The sequence below is a fragment of the Poseidonocella pacifica genome, from assembly GCF_900111875.1.
GTDB classification, from domain to species: domain Bacteria; phylum Pseudomonadota; class Alphaproteobacteria; order Rhodobacterales; family Rhodobacteraceae; genus Poseidonocella; species Poseidonocella pacifica.
The window spans coordinates 146,103-162,633 of the sequence record NZ_FOJU01000002.1; the positions used below are offsets into that span (position 1 = coordinate 146,103).

Genomic DNA, 16,531 nt, shown 5'->3' on the forward strand with positions numbered 1-16,531 from the left:
CAGGTTTCGGAGGCCGCTGAAAGACAGGTTTTGCAAGATGCAAAGTGAGTGAGTTCGTGAAACTTCTACCTCACGGTGTCTTTGCTATCGCTTCCATCAAGCGTGTATCCCCTCGCTCTCGGCCAACTGGCTGGCGACCATGCAGGCACCCTCTGCGCGTTGCGTACTGCGATTCGAAAAGCTTGCACGGTGGCGCTTGATACGCCAAACCGAACTTTGGTCGCTAAACTGGAGCCGTTCCATGCCCAACACCAAAACCGTCAAGGACTACATCCGCACCATCGTGGACTTTCCGCACGAAGGGATCATGTTCCGGGACGTGACTACGCTGTTCGCCGATCCGCGCGGCTTTCGAATGGCGATCGACCAGATGCTTCACCCCTATGCCGGCGAACGGATCGACAAGGTTGTTGGCCTTGAGGCGAGGGGCTTCATTCTGGGCGGTGCCATCGCCCATCAGCTTTCGGTGGGTTTCGTTCCCATACGGAAAAAGGGCAAACTCCCCGGCACCACCATCAGCCAAGACTATAAGCTCGAATACGGCGAAGCGATCGTGGAGGTTCACGACGACGCCATCATCGCGGGCGAGAAAATCTTGGTGGTTGATGACCTTTTGGCCACTGGCGGCACGGCGGAGGCGGGAATAAAGCTCGTCGAACGTCTCGGTGGAGAGATCGTCGGCTGTGCCTTCGTGATCGACTTGCCCGACCTCGGCGGTCGTGCCCGTCTTGAGGCTCTTGGCATGGATGTTCACGCGCTCTGCGAATTCGACGGCCACTGATCCCATTAGGGATTCCTTAACCGGTTCATAGCAAAGTAACCTTGCCGACCGGGATGCGGCACCTAATACGGTCCATCGAACGGGGACCGACCCAAGCGCCTCGCCTGTGAAACGGGCGGGGCGTTTCCTTTAGGTTCGCAGTATGACGCCCGGATTCATGATCCCATCGGGATCGAGAGCTGACTTGATGGCACGCATGGCGAGCAATTTGGTTGGGTCCGCGTACCGCTCCAGATCTTCGACCTTCAACCGCCCGATGCCATGCTCGGCACTTACCGATCCACCGAGCGCATGCGTGATGTCGTGTACGGTCCGCTTGATATCGGCCCGCTCCGATTCGTGCTCGGCCCTGCTTCGTCCAGCCACGGGAAAGACGTTGTAGTGCAGGTTGCCATCACCGACGTGGCCAAAGCAATTGATCCGATACGTCGCGATTTTGGCCAAGGCTGGTCCTGCCCTTTCGATGAACTCGGGAATCGCCCCCAGCGGCAGGGAAATGTCGTGGCTGCTGATCGCACCGATATGCCGGTTGGCCGCTGGAATGTTCTCTCGGACTGCCCAGAAATCCGAGCGCTGCGCCTCTGACCTTGCGATCAGCCCGTCGCGGACGAGGCCCGCCTCGGTGGCATCCAGGAATATGGCTTCCAGGGCCGCGGTAGTATCTGATCCGCGGCCAAGGCCAAGGTCCAAAAGGACCGACCACTCGGGATGGGCCGTGAAAGGTAGACGCAGTTGGGGCAATGCTTCGGAGAGGAAGTCAAAGCTTTGGCGGTGGATGATCTCGAACGCGCTGACCCCCTCGCCCACGTGATCACGCGCCAGTTGCAAGAGCTGGAGCGCCGCGACGGGGCTCTCGACTACAAGAAACGCCGTGCCCTGCTCGGCGGGTTGGGCAAATAGTTCCAATGCCGCAGCTGTGATGAACCCCAGCGTACCTTCGGAGCCGATCATAAGATCCCGCAGGTCGTAACCAGTATTGTCCTTTCGAAGGCGGGTAAGCCCGTGCCAAACCTCCCCGGTGGGCAAAACCACTTCCAGCCCAAGGCAGAGCCGTCGCGCGTTCCCATACCGCAAGACGTTCAGGCCCCCTGCGTTCGTCGCCAGATTCCCGCCGATCCGGGCAGACCCCTTGGCCGCGAGGGACAAGGGAAAGAGCCGGTCAACCGCTTCGGCCGCCGTATGGATATCCTGAAGGATGGCGCCCGCCTCAACGACCATCACATTCTCGTTCGGTAGAACTTCCCGGATGGCGGTCATGCGTTCTGAAGACAGGATGATCGGGATCGTCCCACCTTCGGCCACTTGCCCGCCGACAAGCCCGGTGCCTCCTCCATAGGGAACGACCGCGAGTTTCTCGGCGTTGGCATACCGCAGGATCGTGGAAACCTCCGCGGCGCTGCTGGGAGCAAGCAGAAGACCACCCTCGCCCTTGTAGCGCCCTCTCGGCTCTTCGAGATAGGCAGGCGTAATGTCACGGAAAACCGCAGCGGGAAGTCTTTCGGCGAGGTCGTCGCGATGACGATCCGATACGGATACAAGTGGCATGAATTCTCCCCCTTCGGCACTTACACGAATTTGACCGACACGGGGGAGAGTTCAACCCTCGTCGCGCAGTCGTTGCGGTTGCAGGATATGTACTGTGGGACGATCCGGGAGGGTACGAAGAGAAACAACGAGGCTGTTCGCCCCTTCATCCACGACGTCGAAATCTTGCGCCATGCCCGATAAGAAGTAGTCGAGCGTGCCCCGCCCATACCAGTGCATCGGGATGACTACAGAGCTTTTCAGCCGCTTGAGGATTCGTATCATCGTCGGCAGATCGACAGTAGAGCCGCCATCCACAGCCGCCATCACCACATCCAACCTGCCCAAGGCCGCATATTGATTGGCGTTTGGCTCATGGTGCAGATGCCCAAGATGGCCGACGCACAGCCCGCCCACCTCAAAGACAAAAATGGAATTGCCATTCGTCTCGACCCCGCCATAGCCGCTGCGAATGTCTGTTGGCACGTTGCGCACCAGCATTTCGCCCAATTCCAGATGATGATTGGCCATCGTACCCCCCTCTTCCGGCCAGCCACGAAGCACGTTGGCAATCGCGGGATCCGGGAAGGGCGTCCAGTGAGTGGAGTGGGCGTGATTCATGGTGACGACATCGGGGATAAAATCCGCCGTTCCGAGATGGCCGTTGTAATCTGTTACCGCCGAAAGCCCGCCCTCGGTCTGCACAAGGAACATCGAGTGGTCGATGTAGGAAATCCGAACGGAATACTCAGGCACCGGATCGCGAAAGCTGGCTTTATGCACATAGCGCAACTCGGGCGCTGCATCCGCTATGGCGATGCAATGGCTTGGTCGTCGCTCTTGGGCCAAAGCAGGCAGCGCAAGGCAAACGGCGATCAGAGCAAAGATGAAACGGGCCATTGGAGATCCTCCTTCGGAAGAGGATACTCAAAATTGACGCCAAGTAACCACCACTGCGAGTCCCGCAGTTCACCCTTGCGTGAAGCGGTTAGAGATCAGGCGGTTTCGGTGCGCCCGCGCCTATCGCCGCGCAGGTTGGCATAGAGCACGTGATTGCGCCAACGCCCATGGATCTGCAGATAGCTTTGCGCGACGCCTTCGTATTTGAAGCCGCACTTTTCCAGCACGCCGCGCGATGGAGCGTTCTCCGGCAAACACGCGCTCTCGATCCGACTGAGGTCCAACGTCTGAAAGGCGTAATGGACGAGCGCATCAATCGCTTCGCGCATGTAACCTTGCCGCGCAAACGCCTCCCCGATCCAGTACCCCATCGTTCCGGCCTGCGCAGGCCCACGCCGGATATTGTCGAGCGTGATGGCCCCGAGCAGGAATTGATCCTCGCGGCGGATGAGGAAGACCGGTAGAGCCGTGCCCTGCCCCACAGCTCGGCTGGACCAATACACCCGGTTCGTAAACGCCTTGCGGCTCAGATGATCGGGCGCCCAAGTGGGTTCCCACGGTGTGAGAAACTCCCGACTGTGGGAACGGAGCGTGGCCCACGCGCGAAAATCGCCGTGTTGAGGCGGACGAAGCGTCATCCGCTCCGTCTCAATCCGCAACTTCCGACGGGGCAAGAGCATCAGGCTGCGAGCCGGGCCTTGAGCGCATCAAGGTCGCGCGCACGTGCCACGGGGCCGTAGAGAGCCAAAGCAGCGGGAGACTGCGTTGCCGTTCGGGCCGCAAAGTCGCGCACATCGCCGGTGGTCACCGCGTCTATCAACTCTACGGTTTCTTCCACGGTGGGCACCCTGTCCCAGATCTGAACCATCCGTGCGAGCCGTTCAGCACGGCTCGACGGGCTCTCAAGTCCCATAAGCAACCCCGCCTTCATCTGCGCTCTGGCGCGGGCGACTTCTTCCGCGCTCATATCATCAGCGGCGCGTCGGATCTCATCCATGGTGATGTCGGCCAATCCCGGCACCTCGGCCTCGGATGTGCCCGCATAGATGGTCATCATGCCACTGTCGGCATAGGCGCCGGCTTGGGCGAAAATGGTATAGCAGAGCCCGCGCCGCTCTCGAATCTCCTGAAAGAGCCGCGAGGACATCCCGCCCCCGAGGGCCGTGGCGTAGATCTGAGCCGTATAGATTTCGGCGTTGCGGTAGTTCGGCCCTTCGAACGCGAGCGCCATGTGCGCCTGTTCGAGATCCTTGACGACACGCCGCTCACCCCCGTGAAACCTTGCTGGCTCCTGCGCCGTGCTCTTGCCACGGGTCAAGCCGCCAAACAGCTTTTCAGCCGCTTTGACCAACGCATCGTGATCAACCGCGCCTGCCGCGGCGAGGATCATCTGCTCCGGTCCGTACTGCTCTGACACGAACCCGGTGAGGTCTTCGCGGGAAAAGCCGCGAACGCGTTCAACAGGACCGAGGATGGTACGGCCAAGCGCCTGCTCGGGGTAGGCCTCTTCCTGCAGCCAGTCGAAGATCACGTCATCCGGCGTGTCGAGTGCTTGTCCGATCTCTTGCAAGATCACCCCACGCTCTACCTCGATTTCGCTCTGCTCGAACAAGGGGTTCAGAAGGATGTCGGAGATGACATCCAAAGCAAGCGGCACGTCATTCTGTAGCACGCGGGCGTAATAGGCCGTCGCCTCGCGGCTGGTGTAGGCGTTGATGTAGCCACCGACATCTTCGATCGCTTCGGCGATCTGCAGCGCTGTCCGAGTCTTCGTGCCCTTGAAGGCCATATGCTCGAGGAAATGCGCGATCCCGTTCTGCTCACGGCGCTCGTTACGGCCCCCAGCGGTCACCCATACGCCGATAGCGGCCGATTGCAGGCCGGGCATCTGTTCGGTGACGATACGGAATCCGTTGTCGAGGGTATGGGTCTGTACGGTCACTTGGCAATGCGCTCCTTGATAAGGGTCTCGATGGCTTCGAGGTCATTCGTTACACGAGTCAAACGTTCGTCGCGCTCAAATAGGTCCGACATTCGCGGAGGAAGCCCGGGGCGGATACCTGTCGCGGCCTCGACGGCGTCGGGGAATTTTGCGGGATGTGCGGTCGCGAGCGTGATCATCGGGATCTCTCCGATCTGCTGCTCCTCGGCCACCTTGACGCCGACCGCTGAGTGCGGACAGAGCAACTCACCCATCCGGGTCCGCGCTCTTTCGATGGTCGCGCGCGTCTCGTCCTCGGACGCTCGGCCAGAGGCGAATGTCTCTCGCAATGCCTGCAAGGCGCCTTGGCTGACAGAGAACCCACCAGATTGCAGTTCATCCATCAATTGCCCCACAGCAGCCCCGTCACGGTCGTAGGCATCGAAAAGCGCACGTTCGAAGTTCGAGCTGACCTGAATATCCATAGAAGGGCTGATCGACGGGATCACCTCGTCAGTGCGATACTCGCCGGTGCTCATGCAGCGATGGAGAATGTCGTTCTGGTTCGTCGCGGCCACTAGGCGCTGGATGGGCAATCCCATGCGCTTGGCAATGTAGCCTGCAAAAATGTCTCCGAAATTCCCGGTCGGAACGGTGAAACTTACTTCGCGGTGCGGTGCGCCGAGGCTTACTGCGGAGGTGAAATAGTAGACAACCTGAGCCAGAACCCGGGCCCAGTTAATTGAGTTCACCCCCGCGAGGCGGACCTCGTCACGAAACTCGAAGTGGTTGAACATGTCTTTCAGCCGGGCCTGACAATCGTCGAAATGCCCATCAAGAGCGAGGGCATGTACGTTGTCTTCGGTCGGTGTTGTCATCTGGCGGCGCTGCACTTCCGAAACGCGGCCATGTGGATAGAGGATAAACACATCGACATTATCGAGGCCTCGAAAGGCTTCGATCGCGGCCGACCCGGTATCGCCGGAGGTCGCCCCCACGATCGTCACACGCTCCCCCGATCGCTGCAAAGCCGTCTGGAACAACTGCCCGATAAGCTGCATGGCGAAGTCTTTGAACGCCAGTGTCGGTCCGTGGAACAACTCCAGCAAGAAGTGGTTTGGGCCGAGCTGCTTGAGCGGCGCACGGGCATCATGGCCAAAACCGGAATACCCCCTTTCGATGCAGCCCCGAAACTCCTCCTCGGTGAAGCTCTCCCCGAGGAAGGGCCACATCACGCGGAAAGCAGCCTCCTCGTAGGATAGCCCGGCAAGAGCGGCGATATCGCCATGGCTCATTTTCGGAATGTCTCGCGGGACATAAAGACCGCCGTCACGGGCCAGCCCGCTGAGCATGGCCTGCTCGAAGTTCAATTCCGGGGCTTTCCCGCGGGTGGAAATATACTGCATGGGTTCAAGTCTCTTTCCGCGCAAGGCGCCACAACAGGTAACAGCTCATAGCAAACCAAACGGCTGCGAGGCCGAACCACGTGACGACATATTGTAAGTGATCATTGGGGATGCCGGCGGTATCCACCGGGAGGGGCGTGACGCTTGTATCTTCCGACGCTTCTCGCGCGACCACCAGAACGTCTTCGGTGTCGAATCTCTCGGCGAGTTGGTCAATATCCCGCGCGAACCATGTATTGTCTTCCACATCGTTCTCGGGCGTGGACGAATTGCGATCATCGGGCCAGTGGAGATTGCCGCTGACGCTGAGCGGGCCGGAATAGCGAGGGGCGTCCTTCTGTGCGGCCCGTACGAACCCACGATCCAGAAGGATGCGCCGACCATCCTCGGTTTCAAACGGTGAGATGATGCGATAACCGGGGCCAACCGACTTCACCGATACCAGAACACGAGCTTCCCGCGCACCGAGCGTGCCCCGCAAGGCGACAGGCTGATACCGATGATCTTGCACATTGGGTTGGTCGGGCAGTGGCTCAGGGTCATCGTATATGCGGGCCTCAATTTCGGCCAGAACGCCCTGCTTCCACGCCAGTCGCTGCACCTGCCACATCCCGAGCGACACGAGAATCGCAACCCCGACAAGGCCGAAAATCAGCGGTATGATCAGTCGTCTCAACGAGGTCCTCACAAAAGGAAAAGCGCGCCGGGGCGCGCTTTGCTTTATCGGGTTTCTCTGCAGGTGTTCAACCGCAAACCGACCGCGCCTTAGCCGCCCCAGATGTAGACAGCAGCGAAGAGGAAGAGCCAAACGACATCCACGAAGTGCCAGTACCATGCTGCCGCCTCAAAGCCGACGTGGTTCTCGGGGGTGAAATGGCCCCGATAGGTCCGCATCAAGCAGATGAAGAGGAAGATCGTCCCGACAAGAACGTGGAAGCCGTGAAACCCGGTCGCCATAAAGAAGTTGGCGCCATAGATGTTTCCGGAAAATCCGAAGGCTGCGTGCCCATATTCATAGATCTGCAGGATCGTGAAGAAAATCCCCAGAACAACCGCAAGTGTCAGACCTTGCTTGATTTCGTCCCGCTTGTTCCCGTGCACGAGGGCGTGGTGAGCCCACGTCGCGGCGCATCCCGAACACAGCAGGATGAGCGTGTTGATCAGCGGCAGGTGGAACGGGTCAAAGGTTTCGATTCCCGCCGGCGGCCAAACGCCGTCTTTTGCAGGGCTGTCCGGTCCCATCGGATAGAGAGCGTGTTTGAAGAAGCTCCAGAACCAAGCGACGAAGAACATCACTTCGGACATGATGAACAGGATAAAGCCGTACCGAAGGCCGATGCGGACAACCGGCGTATGATCGCCTGCCTGATTTTCGGCAACGGTTTCGGACCACCATCCAAACATCGTGTAGGCAACGCCGACGAATCCGATCAGCAGGACCCAAGGGCCACTGCCATGGAAGAACAGAACCGCGCCGAACAGCATGACAAAGCCGGCGACTGACCCGAGAAGAGGCCAGATGGAGGGGTTCAGGATGTGATAGTCGTGGTTCTTTTCATGCGCCATGATTGTCCCTCGATGGTGCGGTCAGTTTAAGCCTGTTTCAGAAGCGTCAATCGGCAAAGCCGCTTGCTGCTCCGTCTCGGGCAAGTCGATTTCGTAAAAGGTATAGCCCAAGGTGATCGTGTGAATGTACTGTCCTTCGCGGTCGTCGACAATCTCGGGATCGACGTAGAAAGTCACCGGCATGCGCACGGTTTCACCGGGTTGCAGAACCTGCTCGGTAAAGCAGAAACAGTCGATCTTGGTGAAGAACCCACCGGCTTGATACGGGGCCACGTTGTAGCTGGCCTGCCCGGCGATGGGTCGGTCAGTTGGGTTGTGGGCTTCGTAAAAAGCAAGACCAGTCTCTCCGATACGCAACTCCATCTGGCGGACCTCAGGCTTGAACTGCCAGGGCATTCCACGTTCCAGAGAGCCTTCGAAACGGATGGTTATGGTATCCTCAAGGATCTCGTCGGAGCCTGCGCCCACCTGCGTGACGCCACCAAAGCCCGTGACGCGGCAAAAGAGATTGTAAAGCGGAACCGAGGCCCAAGCGAGGGAGCCCATCAACAGGACCACGCCAGCAAGGCGCGCCACCGTTCTGGTTTTCGCGTCCATAGCCATCAGTTGACCGGCTCCGTCAACTCAGGGCGGGATACGTGATCGAACGCCTGCATCGGCTCACCGCGCGTCACCTTCACGACGGTCAAGCCAAAGACAATCACGACAAAGCCCAGCAGGACGATGCCTACGCCGAAGTTGCGGCCCATGCGACGTTTGTGGAGGTCATGCTGACGGGGGAAGTTCATGCGGGCCACCCACCGTAGCCGAAGCTGCGCAGGATCGCCTCTACCCAGAGCGCTCCGAAATGCAGGAAGAGATAGATCAAGGAGAGGCGGAAGAAGGATTTTTCGACAGCATAGCCGTCAGTTTCCGCATCGGCCTCGTCTCGGCGCAGAATCTTCCAAGCCCCAAGGACAAACATCGCGTTCAGGACCACAGCAACTGCGAGATAGAACGGACCACCGATTGAGGTCATGCCCATCCCGATCGCCAATGCGGCGAGCAGCAGCGTGTACGCCCAGATATGGCGGCGCGTTGTACGGCGACCATGCGTCACAGTCAGCATCGGGACACCAGCATTGTCATAGTCGCTCTTCATGAAGAGCGCCAAGGCCCAGAAGTGCGGCGGCGTCCAGACAAAGATAAGCGCAAACATCAAGATTGCCTCGATGCTCACCGACCCGGTCGCGACCACCCATCCGATCATCGGAGGGAAAGCGCCCGCGGCACCGCCGATAACAATGTTCTGGGGCGTGGAGCGCTTGAGCCACATCGTATAGACGACCGCGTAAAAGAAGATCGTGAATGCCAAAAGCCCTGCGGCGGCCCAGTTCGCCGCCAGCCCAAGCATGACAACCGCGAAGCCAGACAAAGCAACTCCAAGCGCAAGCGCTTCATCAGGCGCGACCTTGCCCGCAGGAATTGGACGTGAGGACGTACGCCGCATGATGACGTCGATATCGGCGTCCCACCACATGTTCAGCGCGCCGGACGCGCCTGCTCCGATCGCGATGAAAAGGACGGAACAGAAGCCAACGAAGGGATGAACAGAAACCGGTGCGACGAGGAGGCCGACCATCGCGGTGAATACGACAAGCGACATGACGCGCGGCTTCATCAGGGCGAAGTAGTCCCCGAAGGAACCTTCTCCACGCTGGACCACTGTATCAATGCTGGCGTCGCTCATCGCTGTCTCCGCTGGCCGGGCGCGACCGATGCGCACCCTTTGCTCTTGCCCGTCCGATTACTTTGCCGAGGCAACCTCGATGCTGCGCGGCGTCCCGGCATATTCCTCGATGGCGCCGTCGAGCCAGCGCTCATATTCCTCTTCGCTCACCACCTTGACGGTGATGGGCATGTAGGCATGCGCTTGTCCGCAAAGCTCGGAGCACTGACCGAAGTAAACGCCCTCTTTCTCGGCACTGAACCAAAGCTGGGCGATACGGCCCGGCACGGCATCCTGCTTCACGCCGAACGCCGGGATCGTCCAGCTGTGGATCACATCGGCCCCGGTCACGCTCATGACCACTGTCTTGCCAACGGGAACAACCACCGAAGTATCCGTCGCAAGAAGGAACTCATCTTCAGAGAAACCAGCTTCTTCGAGTTGCGCAACCACCTCTCCCGTCAGCTTGTTTTCACCGCCAGTTGCCGGCGAGCCGATCATGTAGCTGTCGAAACCGAAATCGTGGTCGGTATACTCATAACCCCAATACCACTGATACCCCGTGACGGTGATATGCACTTCACCCTCAGGGATTTCCTGCTGCTTGAAGAGCACGGGAAGAGAGTTGGCGCCGATGAACGCAAGGATCAGGATCGGAACCACAGTCCACGCGATTTCCAGCGGGGAATTGTGCGTGAAGCTGGCCGGCTTCGGGTTGGCTTTGCGGTTGTACCGCAAGATCACATAGGCGAGCAGGCCCACGACGAATATCGTGATTGCCGTGATGATGATGAGCAGCAACCCGTCCAACCACTGCAAATCTCGCGCAAGTTCCGTGCCCGCGGGTTGAAAACCCATGGCGCCCTGTCGCGGCTTGCCTATGATCTCTAGGCCTTCACCGGCATCCTGCGCAAAAGCGGAAGTTGCCGTAAGTCCGGCCAGAAGGCCTGTCAGCTTGGTCAGGTATCGCATGTCATAACCCTGGTCATTTCGACGTTCTTTATATGTTCGGCTCCGGAGCGCAAGGGCGACGTTGGTCGCGGAATCCCCGGTTGTGCTTTGAGCGGTTGAAACCATATTCTGCCCGACAGGACAAGAAAGACAAGCGCGGCAATCGGACGCTCATGCCCGGTTCGTGTGCTCGTTTCAATCCCCAGACACCGGAGAGCCCCCATGACAGACGCACCGTTTCGCCCCTTCGAGACGATGATCGACCGCGAAGCCGCCCTCGAAATCGTGCGCGAAGCCGTGGCCGGTGCCGACGACGGAGAGCTTTTTCTGGAGCGCCGCAGATCCGAGGGTTTGGTTTTCGACGATGGGCGCATCCGTACTGCAAGCTATGACGCCGCCGAGGGTTTTGGGCTGCGGGCCGTGCGCGGGGAGGTTGCCGGATACGCCCATTCCACGGAAATAACCGAAGCCGCTCTGCGTCGCGCACTGGAGACGTCGAGGCTGGCGGTTGGTGCGGGCGGTGGCACTCTTGGCGCCGCGCCCAAGGGGACCAATGCAAGGCTCTATACGGATGTCGATCCGCTTGATGAGATCGCCTTCCCTGCGAAAATCGACACCCTCAAGGAAATAGATGCTTTCTTGCGCGGCCTTGATCCGAGGGTGGTACAGGTGACCGCAACCATCGCCGCCTCCTTGCAGGAAGTGCATATTCTTCGTCCGGAGGATTCGTTGGTATCCGATACCCGTCCGATGAGCCGGGTGACAGTCTCAGTGATCGTCGAAGAGAATGGACAGCGGGAGCAAGGCTCCGCCAGCGGCGGTGGCCGGTTCGGGCTGGGTGACTTGATCAATCGCGCGACATGGGAAGCAAAGGCACGAGAGGCCTTGCGTATCGCGCTGGTCAATCTCACAGCGGAGCCGGCCCCCGCAGGGGTGATGGATGTGGTGCTGGGTCCGGGTTGGCCGGGGATCTTGCTGCACGAAGCTGTTGGCCATGGCCTTGAAGGGGATTTCAACCGCAAGGGATCATCGGCTTTCGCCGGTCTTTTGGGGCAGCGAATAGCGGCGCCCGGCGTCACCGTACTCGACGACGGCACTATCCCCGACCGGCGCGGCTCCATCACCGTGGATGACGAAGGGACGCCCTCGAACAAGAACGTCCTTATTGAGGACGGTATCCTCGTGGGCTATATGCAGGATCGGCAAAATGCGCGGCTCATGGGGGTCTCCCCTACCGGCAATGGTCGGCGTGAGAGTTTCGCGCATGCCCCCATGCCGCGCATGACAAACACCTACATGCTTGGCGGCGGCGCCGATCCCGGCGATATCGTCGCGGACCTGAAAGATGGGATCTATGCCGTCGGCTTTGGCGGCGGCCAAGTCGACATTACCAGCGGCAAATTCGTCTTTTCCTGCACCGAGGCCTATCGCGTGAAGGATGGCAAGGTCGGTGCCCCGGTCAAGGGCGCGACACTGATCGGAGACGGGGCGACGGCACTTCAACAGATCCGCGCCATTGGCAACGACATGGCGCTCGATCCGGGCATGGGCAATTGCGGCAAGGCGGGCCAATGGGTGCCGGTGGGTGTCGGACAACCCACGATGATGATCGGGGGCCTCACCGTCGGCGGGTCAGCATCGGAAAAGGGCTGATCCGTTTGCGCGCGGCGGAGCCCACTTGAATAAAATTGTTGGAAACACGCTGAATCTCCGTGGAACCTTTACGTCCTGTTAACCCCGATCCCGCTAAATCGTCGGTGCAAGCAGGCGGAGCGACGGATGATCGGGGACGATTTCTCTTCCACCACTCACCCCCCACTCCCACCCACCACGGAAGACGACCGGTTACTCTGGCTCCGCCTCTTGCGCTCACGCCGCGTGGGCCCAACCACCTTCCACAGATTGCTGAAAGAACACGGCTCCATCGCGGAGGCTTTTGCCGCCTTGCCGGAGATCGCCAGAGGTGCAGGCGTCAAGGATTACCGTCCTCTGCCCGCCGACGATGCGGCACGGGAATATGAAGCCGGCCTTCGGGCGGGCGCGCGTTTACTCCTCTTCGGAGAGCCGGAATATCCCGAAACGCTTGCTGATCTCACAGATGCACCGCCGCTTTTATGGTGCATGGGGGACGTAAGCTTATTGCGCCGCCCGATCATTGCGCTGGTGGGTGCGCGAAACGCCTCTTCGCTCGGGGTTCGCATGGCACGAAGCCTTGCGCGGGACCTCGCCCGCCAAGGCTTCGTCGTCGGCTCGGGATTGGCCCGCGGGATTGACACCGCTGCACATGCCGCATCTCTCGATACCGGAACGATTGCGGTAATGGCCGGAGGCGTCGACGTGATCTATCCAGCCGAGAATACAAAACTTGGGCAAGACATCGCGGAATCCGGCCTGCGAATCTCCGAGCAACCGATTGGGCTCTCGCCCACCGCGCGGTATTTCCCGATGCGCAATCGCATCGTATCCGGAATGTCGATAGCGACCGTGGTGGTGGAAGCCGCCGCCCGCTCCGGCAGCCTGATCACTGCGCGCAATGCGCTCGACCAAGGCCGGGAAGTGCTGGCCGTGCCGGGTCATCCGCTGGATGCCCGAGCCTCTGGCTGCAACCTGCTGATACGGGATGGCGCCCGACTGGTCCGAAGTGCCGAGGACGTTGTGGAAGCTGTCGCAGAATTTTTTCAACCCAGCCCCGAAGTCACGCCGTCGATGCCGGACGAAGTGGGGACCGGTTCCCGGCCTTCCCCGGCAGATTCTGAACCTTTCCCTCGTGTACATGGCTCTCAGGATAGAGCTGTTTCGCAACCCACGGTCGCGCTGCAAGACGCGATTCTCGGGCGCCTCGGCCCATCCCCGCTCGCCGAAGATCAGTTGATCCGGGACCTCGGGCAAAGCCCCGAAAACCTTGCCCCGGCGCTCCTCGATCTGGAGTTGGACGGCAAGATCTTACGCGGCCCAGGCGGCCTGCTTTCGCTCGTTCCCTAGAAACCCATTCTCGCAAGGGGCGTTGAAAATCACCCCTTGCACCCCAGATCAAGCGCCGCCATACCCGCGTGCCAAGGTCATTGATGAGGTGCCTCCCCATGCCAGTCGTCGTTGTAGAGTCCCCTGCGAAGGCCAAGACGATCAACAAGTACCTCGGCAAGGACTATACGGTTCTCGCGTCCTACGGCCACGTTCGTGACCTGCCGCCGAAAGACGGATCGGTGGATACCGAGCACGATTTCGAGATGAAATGGGAAATCGGTGCGGACAGCCGAAAGCACGTCAAGGCCATCGCCGACGCGCTGGCGGAGGACCCCAATCTGATCCTCGCGACCGACCCCGATCGCGAAGGCGAAGCAATCAGTTGGCACCTCGAAGAGGCGCTCCGCAAACGCAAGAGCCTCAAGAAAGACACGCCTGTCAGCCGCGTCGTGTTCAACGCGATCACCAAGACCGCAGTGACCGAAGCGATGAAAAACCCTCGTCAGGTCGACCGTCCGCTGGTGGAGGCCTATCTCGCCCGCCGTGCCCTCGACTATCTCGTGGGGTTCAACCTCTCGCCGGTGCTTTGGCGCAAATTGCCCGGTGCGAAATCCGCGGGGCGCGTCCAGTCGGTCTGTCTACGGCTGATCGTCGAACGCGAGATGGAAATCGAAGCGTTTCGCGCTCGTGAATACTGGTCCGTAAAGGCGATTCTGCAGACCCCGCGCGGACAAGAGTATGAGGCGCGACTCACCGTCCTGGCCGGATCGAAGCTCGACCGCTACGATATCGAGAACGCGACGCAGGCCGAACTGGCCGTTCAGGCGATCACCTCGCGCGATCTGACGGTAAAGTCCGTTGAGGCGAAGCCGGGCAACCGCAACCCGTCGGCCCCGTTCATGACCTCCACGCTACAACAGGAAGCCAGCCGAAAATTTGGTATGGGCGCGCGCCAGACCATGAGCGCGGCACAACGGCTCTACGAAGCGGGGCACATCACTTACATGCGAACCGACGGGATCGACATGGCCCCGGAAGCGGTCATGGCGGCGCGCGATGCGATCAAGAATCGCTACGGCGAGCAATACGTCCCGAAATCGCCGCGCATGTACAAGAACAAGGCGAAGAACGCCCAAGAGGCGCACGAATGTATTCGCCCGACGGATATGACTGCGGATGCAGCCGCGCTGAAGCTCAAGGAAGCCGATCAGCGCAAGCTCTATGACCTCATCTGGAAGCGGACCCTCGCCTGTCAGATGGAAGCAGCTCGTCTTGAGCGGACTACGGTCGACATCGCGAGCGCGGATGGGCAGGTTGAGTTGCGCGCAACCGGTCAGGTCGTTTTGTTTGACGGGTTCCTGAAGGTTTACGAAGAAGGCCGGGACGATGTGGTCGTCGATGACGACGACAAGCGCCTGCCCCAGATCCATGAGGGTGAACCTGCTGAGAAAAAGGGCATCACGCCCGAGCAGCATTTCACCCAGCCTCCGCCCCGCTATACCGAAGCGACACTCGTCAAGAAGATGGAAGAACTCGGCATCGGCCGTCCGTCGACCTATGCCTCAATCGTCACGACGATTCAGGATCGAGGCTATGTCCGCAAGGACAAGAACCGTTTGATCCCCGAAGACAAAGGGCGGCTGGTTACGGCGTTTCTGACGAACTACTTCCGGAAATACGTCGAGTATAATTACACCGCCGAGCTTGAGGATGAGCTTGACGACGTCTCCGCCGGTGAAGGCGACTACAAGGCGCTCCTCGCCAAGTTCTGGCGTGATTTCCACGCCGCGATCGAAGAGACCTCCGAACTTCGCATCACCGATGTGCTTGAAAAAATCAACGAGGTGCTCGAGCCGCATATCTTCCCCGATGAGGGGGATGGTGTGGACCCGCGTCTTTGCCCGAATTGCGGTGCAGGCCGGCTTTCCGTTCGCACAGCTCGATCCGGGGGCGCGTTCATTGGGTGCTCTAACTATCCCGAATGCCGCTATACCCGGCCCTTCGGCCCTCCGGGTGCCGAAAGTGACGAGATCGGGCCGGATGGCAAGGTCCTCGGTGAAGACGCAGGCGACATGATCACCCTTCGGAAGGGCCGTTTCGGTCCTTACGTCCAGCGCGGCGAAGCCACCGAAGAAGAGCCAAAACCGCCCCGTTCCTCGATACCCAAAGGATGGGAACTCTCAGATATCGATCTGGACAAGGCGCTTCAGTTGCTTGCCCTGCCGCGCGAAGTCGGTAAGCACCCTGAAGACGGGGAGCCGATCGAGGCGGGGATCGGGCGCTATGGCCCCTTCGTCAAACACGGCAAGATCTATGCGAACCTCAAGGAGGTTGATGAGGTCTTTACAATCGGTATCAATCGCGCCGTTGATGAGATCGCCAAGAAAGCTGCGAGCCGTGGGGGGCGCACCGCCGCGAAGCCCCTCCGCGAGCTTGGGGAGCATCCAACCGAAGGTGGCCCCGTCAACGTAATGGATGGGCGATATGGCCCTTATGTGAAATGGGAAAAGGTCAACGCAACGCTGCCCAAAGGCACCGAACCCGATGATGTGACCATGGAACTTGCCGTCGAACTCATTACTGAGAAGGCCTCGAAAAAAGGGACGCGGAAAAAGGCGCCGGCCAAGAAAGCCACGGCGAAGAAGACGACGGCCAAAAAGGCCCCCGCCAAGAAAGCGGCCCCAAAAAAGGCCGCCTCGAAAACGACTGCGGCCAAGAAGACGACGGATGACGCCGAGGGGGAGTGATCCCCCTTTGCTGCGTTGCGGCTAGTTCCATTGACTTCCCCGAAGCCTCGCGCAACAACATGC

At 60.0% G+C, this 16,531-nt stretch carries 15 protein-coding genes; 4 read left to right on the forward strand and 11 right to left on the reverse strand.

Annotated features, from left to right (window positions below):
- Window positions 1-241: 241 nt before the first annotated feature.
- Entirely contained in the window at window positions 242-781 is a 540-nt protein-coding gene (locus BM234_RS05860; RefSeq protein ID WP_092061716.1) for an adenine phosphoribosyltransferase, read from the forward strand.
- 129 nt (window positions 782-910) lie between these two features.
- Here the strand turns inward: BM234_RS05860 and BM234_RS05865 are convergent, their stop codons facing one another.
- The 11 genes from BM234_RS05865 to coxB all read right to left on the reverse strand — a co-directional run bounded on the left by BM234_RS05865 (window position 911) and on the right by coxB (window position 10,778).
- On the reverse strand, window positions 911-2,326 hold the full coding sequence (locus BM234_RS05865; protein WP_092061719.1) for an FAD-binding oxidoreductase: 1,416 nt from the start codon (window positions 2,324-2,326) through the stop codon (window positions 911-913).
- A 51-nt stretch (window positions 2,327-2,377) separates the two neighbouring features.
- Complete coding sequence (locus tag BM234_RS05870) at window positions 2,378-3,205, reverse strand: MBL fold metallo-hydrolase (protein WP_092061722.1); 828 nt, start codon at window positions 3,203-3,205, stop codon at window positions 2,378-2,380.
- A gap of 95 nt (window positions 3,206-3,300) precedes the next feature.
- Window positions 3,301-3,885 carry a GNAT family N-acetyltransferase gene (locus tag BM234_RS05875; RefSeq protein WP_092061725.1) on the reverse strand — a complete coding sequence of 195 codons (585 nt, stop codon included), beginning with the start codon at window positions 3,883-3,885 and terminating at the stop codon, window positions 3,301-3,303.
- Complete coding sequence (locus tag BM234_RS05880) at window positions 3,885-5,147, reverse strand: M16 family metallopeptidase (protein WP_092061728.1); 1,263 nt, start codon at window positions 5,145-5,147, stop codon at window positions 3,885-3,887. The genes BM234_RS05875 and BM234_RS05880 overlap by 1 nt, the downstream gene beginning before the upstream one ends.
- On the reverse strand, window positions 5,144-6,532 hold the full coding sequence (gene thrC, locus BM234_RS05885) for a threonine synthase (protein ID WP_092061731.1): 1,389 nt from the start codon (window positions 6,530-6,532) through the stop codon (window positions 5,144-5,146). Before thrC ends, BM234_RS05880 begins: the two co-directional genes overlap by 4 nt.
- Before the next feature lie 4 nt (window positions 6,533-6,536).
- Window positions 6,537-7,208 carry an SURF1 family protein gene (locus BM234_RS05890; protein ID WP_092061734.1) on the reverse strand — a complete coding sequence of 224 codons (672 nt, stop codon included), beginning with the start codon at window positions 7,206-7,208 and terminating at the stop codon, window positions 6,537-6,539.
- 89 nt (window positions 7,209-7,297) lie between these two features.
- Window positions 7,298-8,098, reverse strand: coding sequence for a cytochrome c oxidase subunit 3 (locus BM234_RS05895; RefSeq protein WP_092061737.1), 801 nt, complete (start codon window positions 8,096-8,098; stop codon window positions 7,298-7,300).
- A gap of 21 nt (window positions 8,099-8,119) precedes the next feature.
- Window positions 8,120-8,701, reverse strand: coding sequence for a cytochrome c oxidase assembly protein (locus BM234_RS05900; RefSeq protein ID WP_092061740.1), 582 nt, complete (start codon window positions 8,699-8,701; stop codon window positions 8,120-8,122).
- A complete protein-coding gene (locus BM234_RS05905; protein ID WP_092061743.1) occupies window positions 8,701-8,886 on the reverse strand; it encodes a hypothetical protein in 186 nt (61 codons plus the stop codon). The genes BM234_RS05900 and BM234_RS05905 overlap by 1 nt, the downstream gene beginning before the upstream one ends.
- Window positions 8,883-9,827, reverse strand: coding sequence for a heme o synthase (cyoE, locus tag BM234_RS05910; protein ID WP_092061746.1), 945 nt, complete (start codon window positions 9,825-9,827; stop codon window positions 8,883-8,885). Before cyoE ends, BM234_RS05905 begins: the two co-directional genes overlap by 4 nt.
- A gap of 57 nt (window positions 9,828-9,884) precedes the next feature.
- Window positions 9,885-10,778, reverse strand: a complete 894-nt coding sequence (gene coxB, locus BM234_RS05915) for a cytochrome c oxidase subunit II (RefSeq protein ID WP_092063221.1) — start codon at window positions 10,776-10,778, stop codon at window positions 9,885-9,887.
- A gap of 201 nt (window positions 10,779-10,979) precedes the next feature.
- On the opposite strand from coxB, the gene tldD reads away from it, so the two are divergent.
- From tldD to topA, 3 genes are all read left to right on the forward strand, one after another.
- A complete protein-coding gene (gene tldD, locus BM234_RS05920; protein ID WP_092061749.1) occupies window positions 10,980-12,410 on the forward strand; it encodes a metalloprotease TldD in 1,431 nt (476 codons plus the stop codon).
- Window positions 12,411-12,539: 129 nt separating this feature from the next.
- Entirely contained in the window at window positions 12,540-13,739 is a 1,200-nt protein-coding gene (dprA, locus tag BM234_RS05925; RefSeq protein ID WP_483878458.1) for a DNA-processing protein DprA, read from the forward strand.
- Window positions 13,740-13,837: 98 nt separating this feature from the next.
- Window positions 13,838-16,468, forward strand: coding sequence for a type I DNA topoisomerase (gene topA, locus BM234_RS05930; protein WP_092061756.1), 2,631 nt, complete (start codon window positions 13,838-13,840; stop codon window positions 16,466-16,468).
- Window positions 16,469-16,531: the final 63 nt, after the last annotated feature.

Bases quoted from the DNA above. Each gene is read 5' to 3' on its own strand.
- tldD (WP_092061749.1), top strand. From the start codon at position 10,980: ATGACAGACGCACCGTTTCGCCCCTTCGAGACGATGATCGACCGCGAA.
- BM234_RS05870 (WP_092061722.1), bottom strand. From the start codon at position 3,205: ATGGCCCGTTTCATCTTTGCTCTGATCGCCGTTTGCCTTGCGCTGCCT.
- BM234_RS05860 (WP_092061716.1), top strand. From the start codon at position 242: ATGCCCAACACCAAAACCGTCAAGGACTACATCCGCACCATCGTGGAC.
- BM234_RS05895 (WP_092061737.1), bottom strand. From the start codon at position 8,098: ATGGCGCATGAAAAGAACCACGACTATCACATCCTGAACCCCTCCATC.
- thrC (WP_092061731.1), bottom strand. From the start codon at position 6,532: ATGCAGTATATTTCCACCCGCGGGAAAGCCCCGGAATTGAACTTCGAG.
- BM234_RS05900 (WP_092061740.1), bottom strand. From the start codon at position 8,701: ATGGCTATGGACGCGAAAACCAGAACGGTGGCGCGCCTTGCTGGCGTG.
- coxB (WP_092063221.1), bottom strand. From the start codon at position 10,778: ATGCGATACCTGACCAAGCTGACAGGCCTTCTGGCCGGACTTACGGCA.
- BM234_RS05875 (WP_092061725.1), bottom strand. From the start codon at position 3,885: ATGCTCTTGCCCCGTCGGAAGTTGCGGATTGAGACGGAGCGGATGACG.
- cyoE (WP_092061746.1), bottom strand. From the start codon at position 9,827: ATGAGCGACGCCAGCATTGATACAGTGGTCCAGCGTGGAGAAGGTTCC.
- BM234_RS05865 (WP_092061719.1), bottom strand. From the start codon at position 2,326: ATGCCACTTGTATCCGTATCGGATCGTCATCGCGACGACCTCGCCGAA.
- topA (WP_092061756.1), top strand. From the start codon at position 13,838: ATGCCAGTCGTCGTTGTAGAGTCCCCTGCGAAGGCCAAGACGATCAAC.
- BM234_RS05905 (WP_092061743.1), bottom strand. From the start codon at position 8,886: ATGAACTTCCCCCGTCAGCATGACCTCCACAAACGTCGCATGGGCCGC.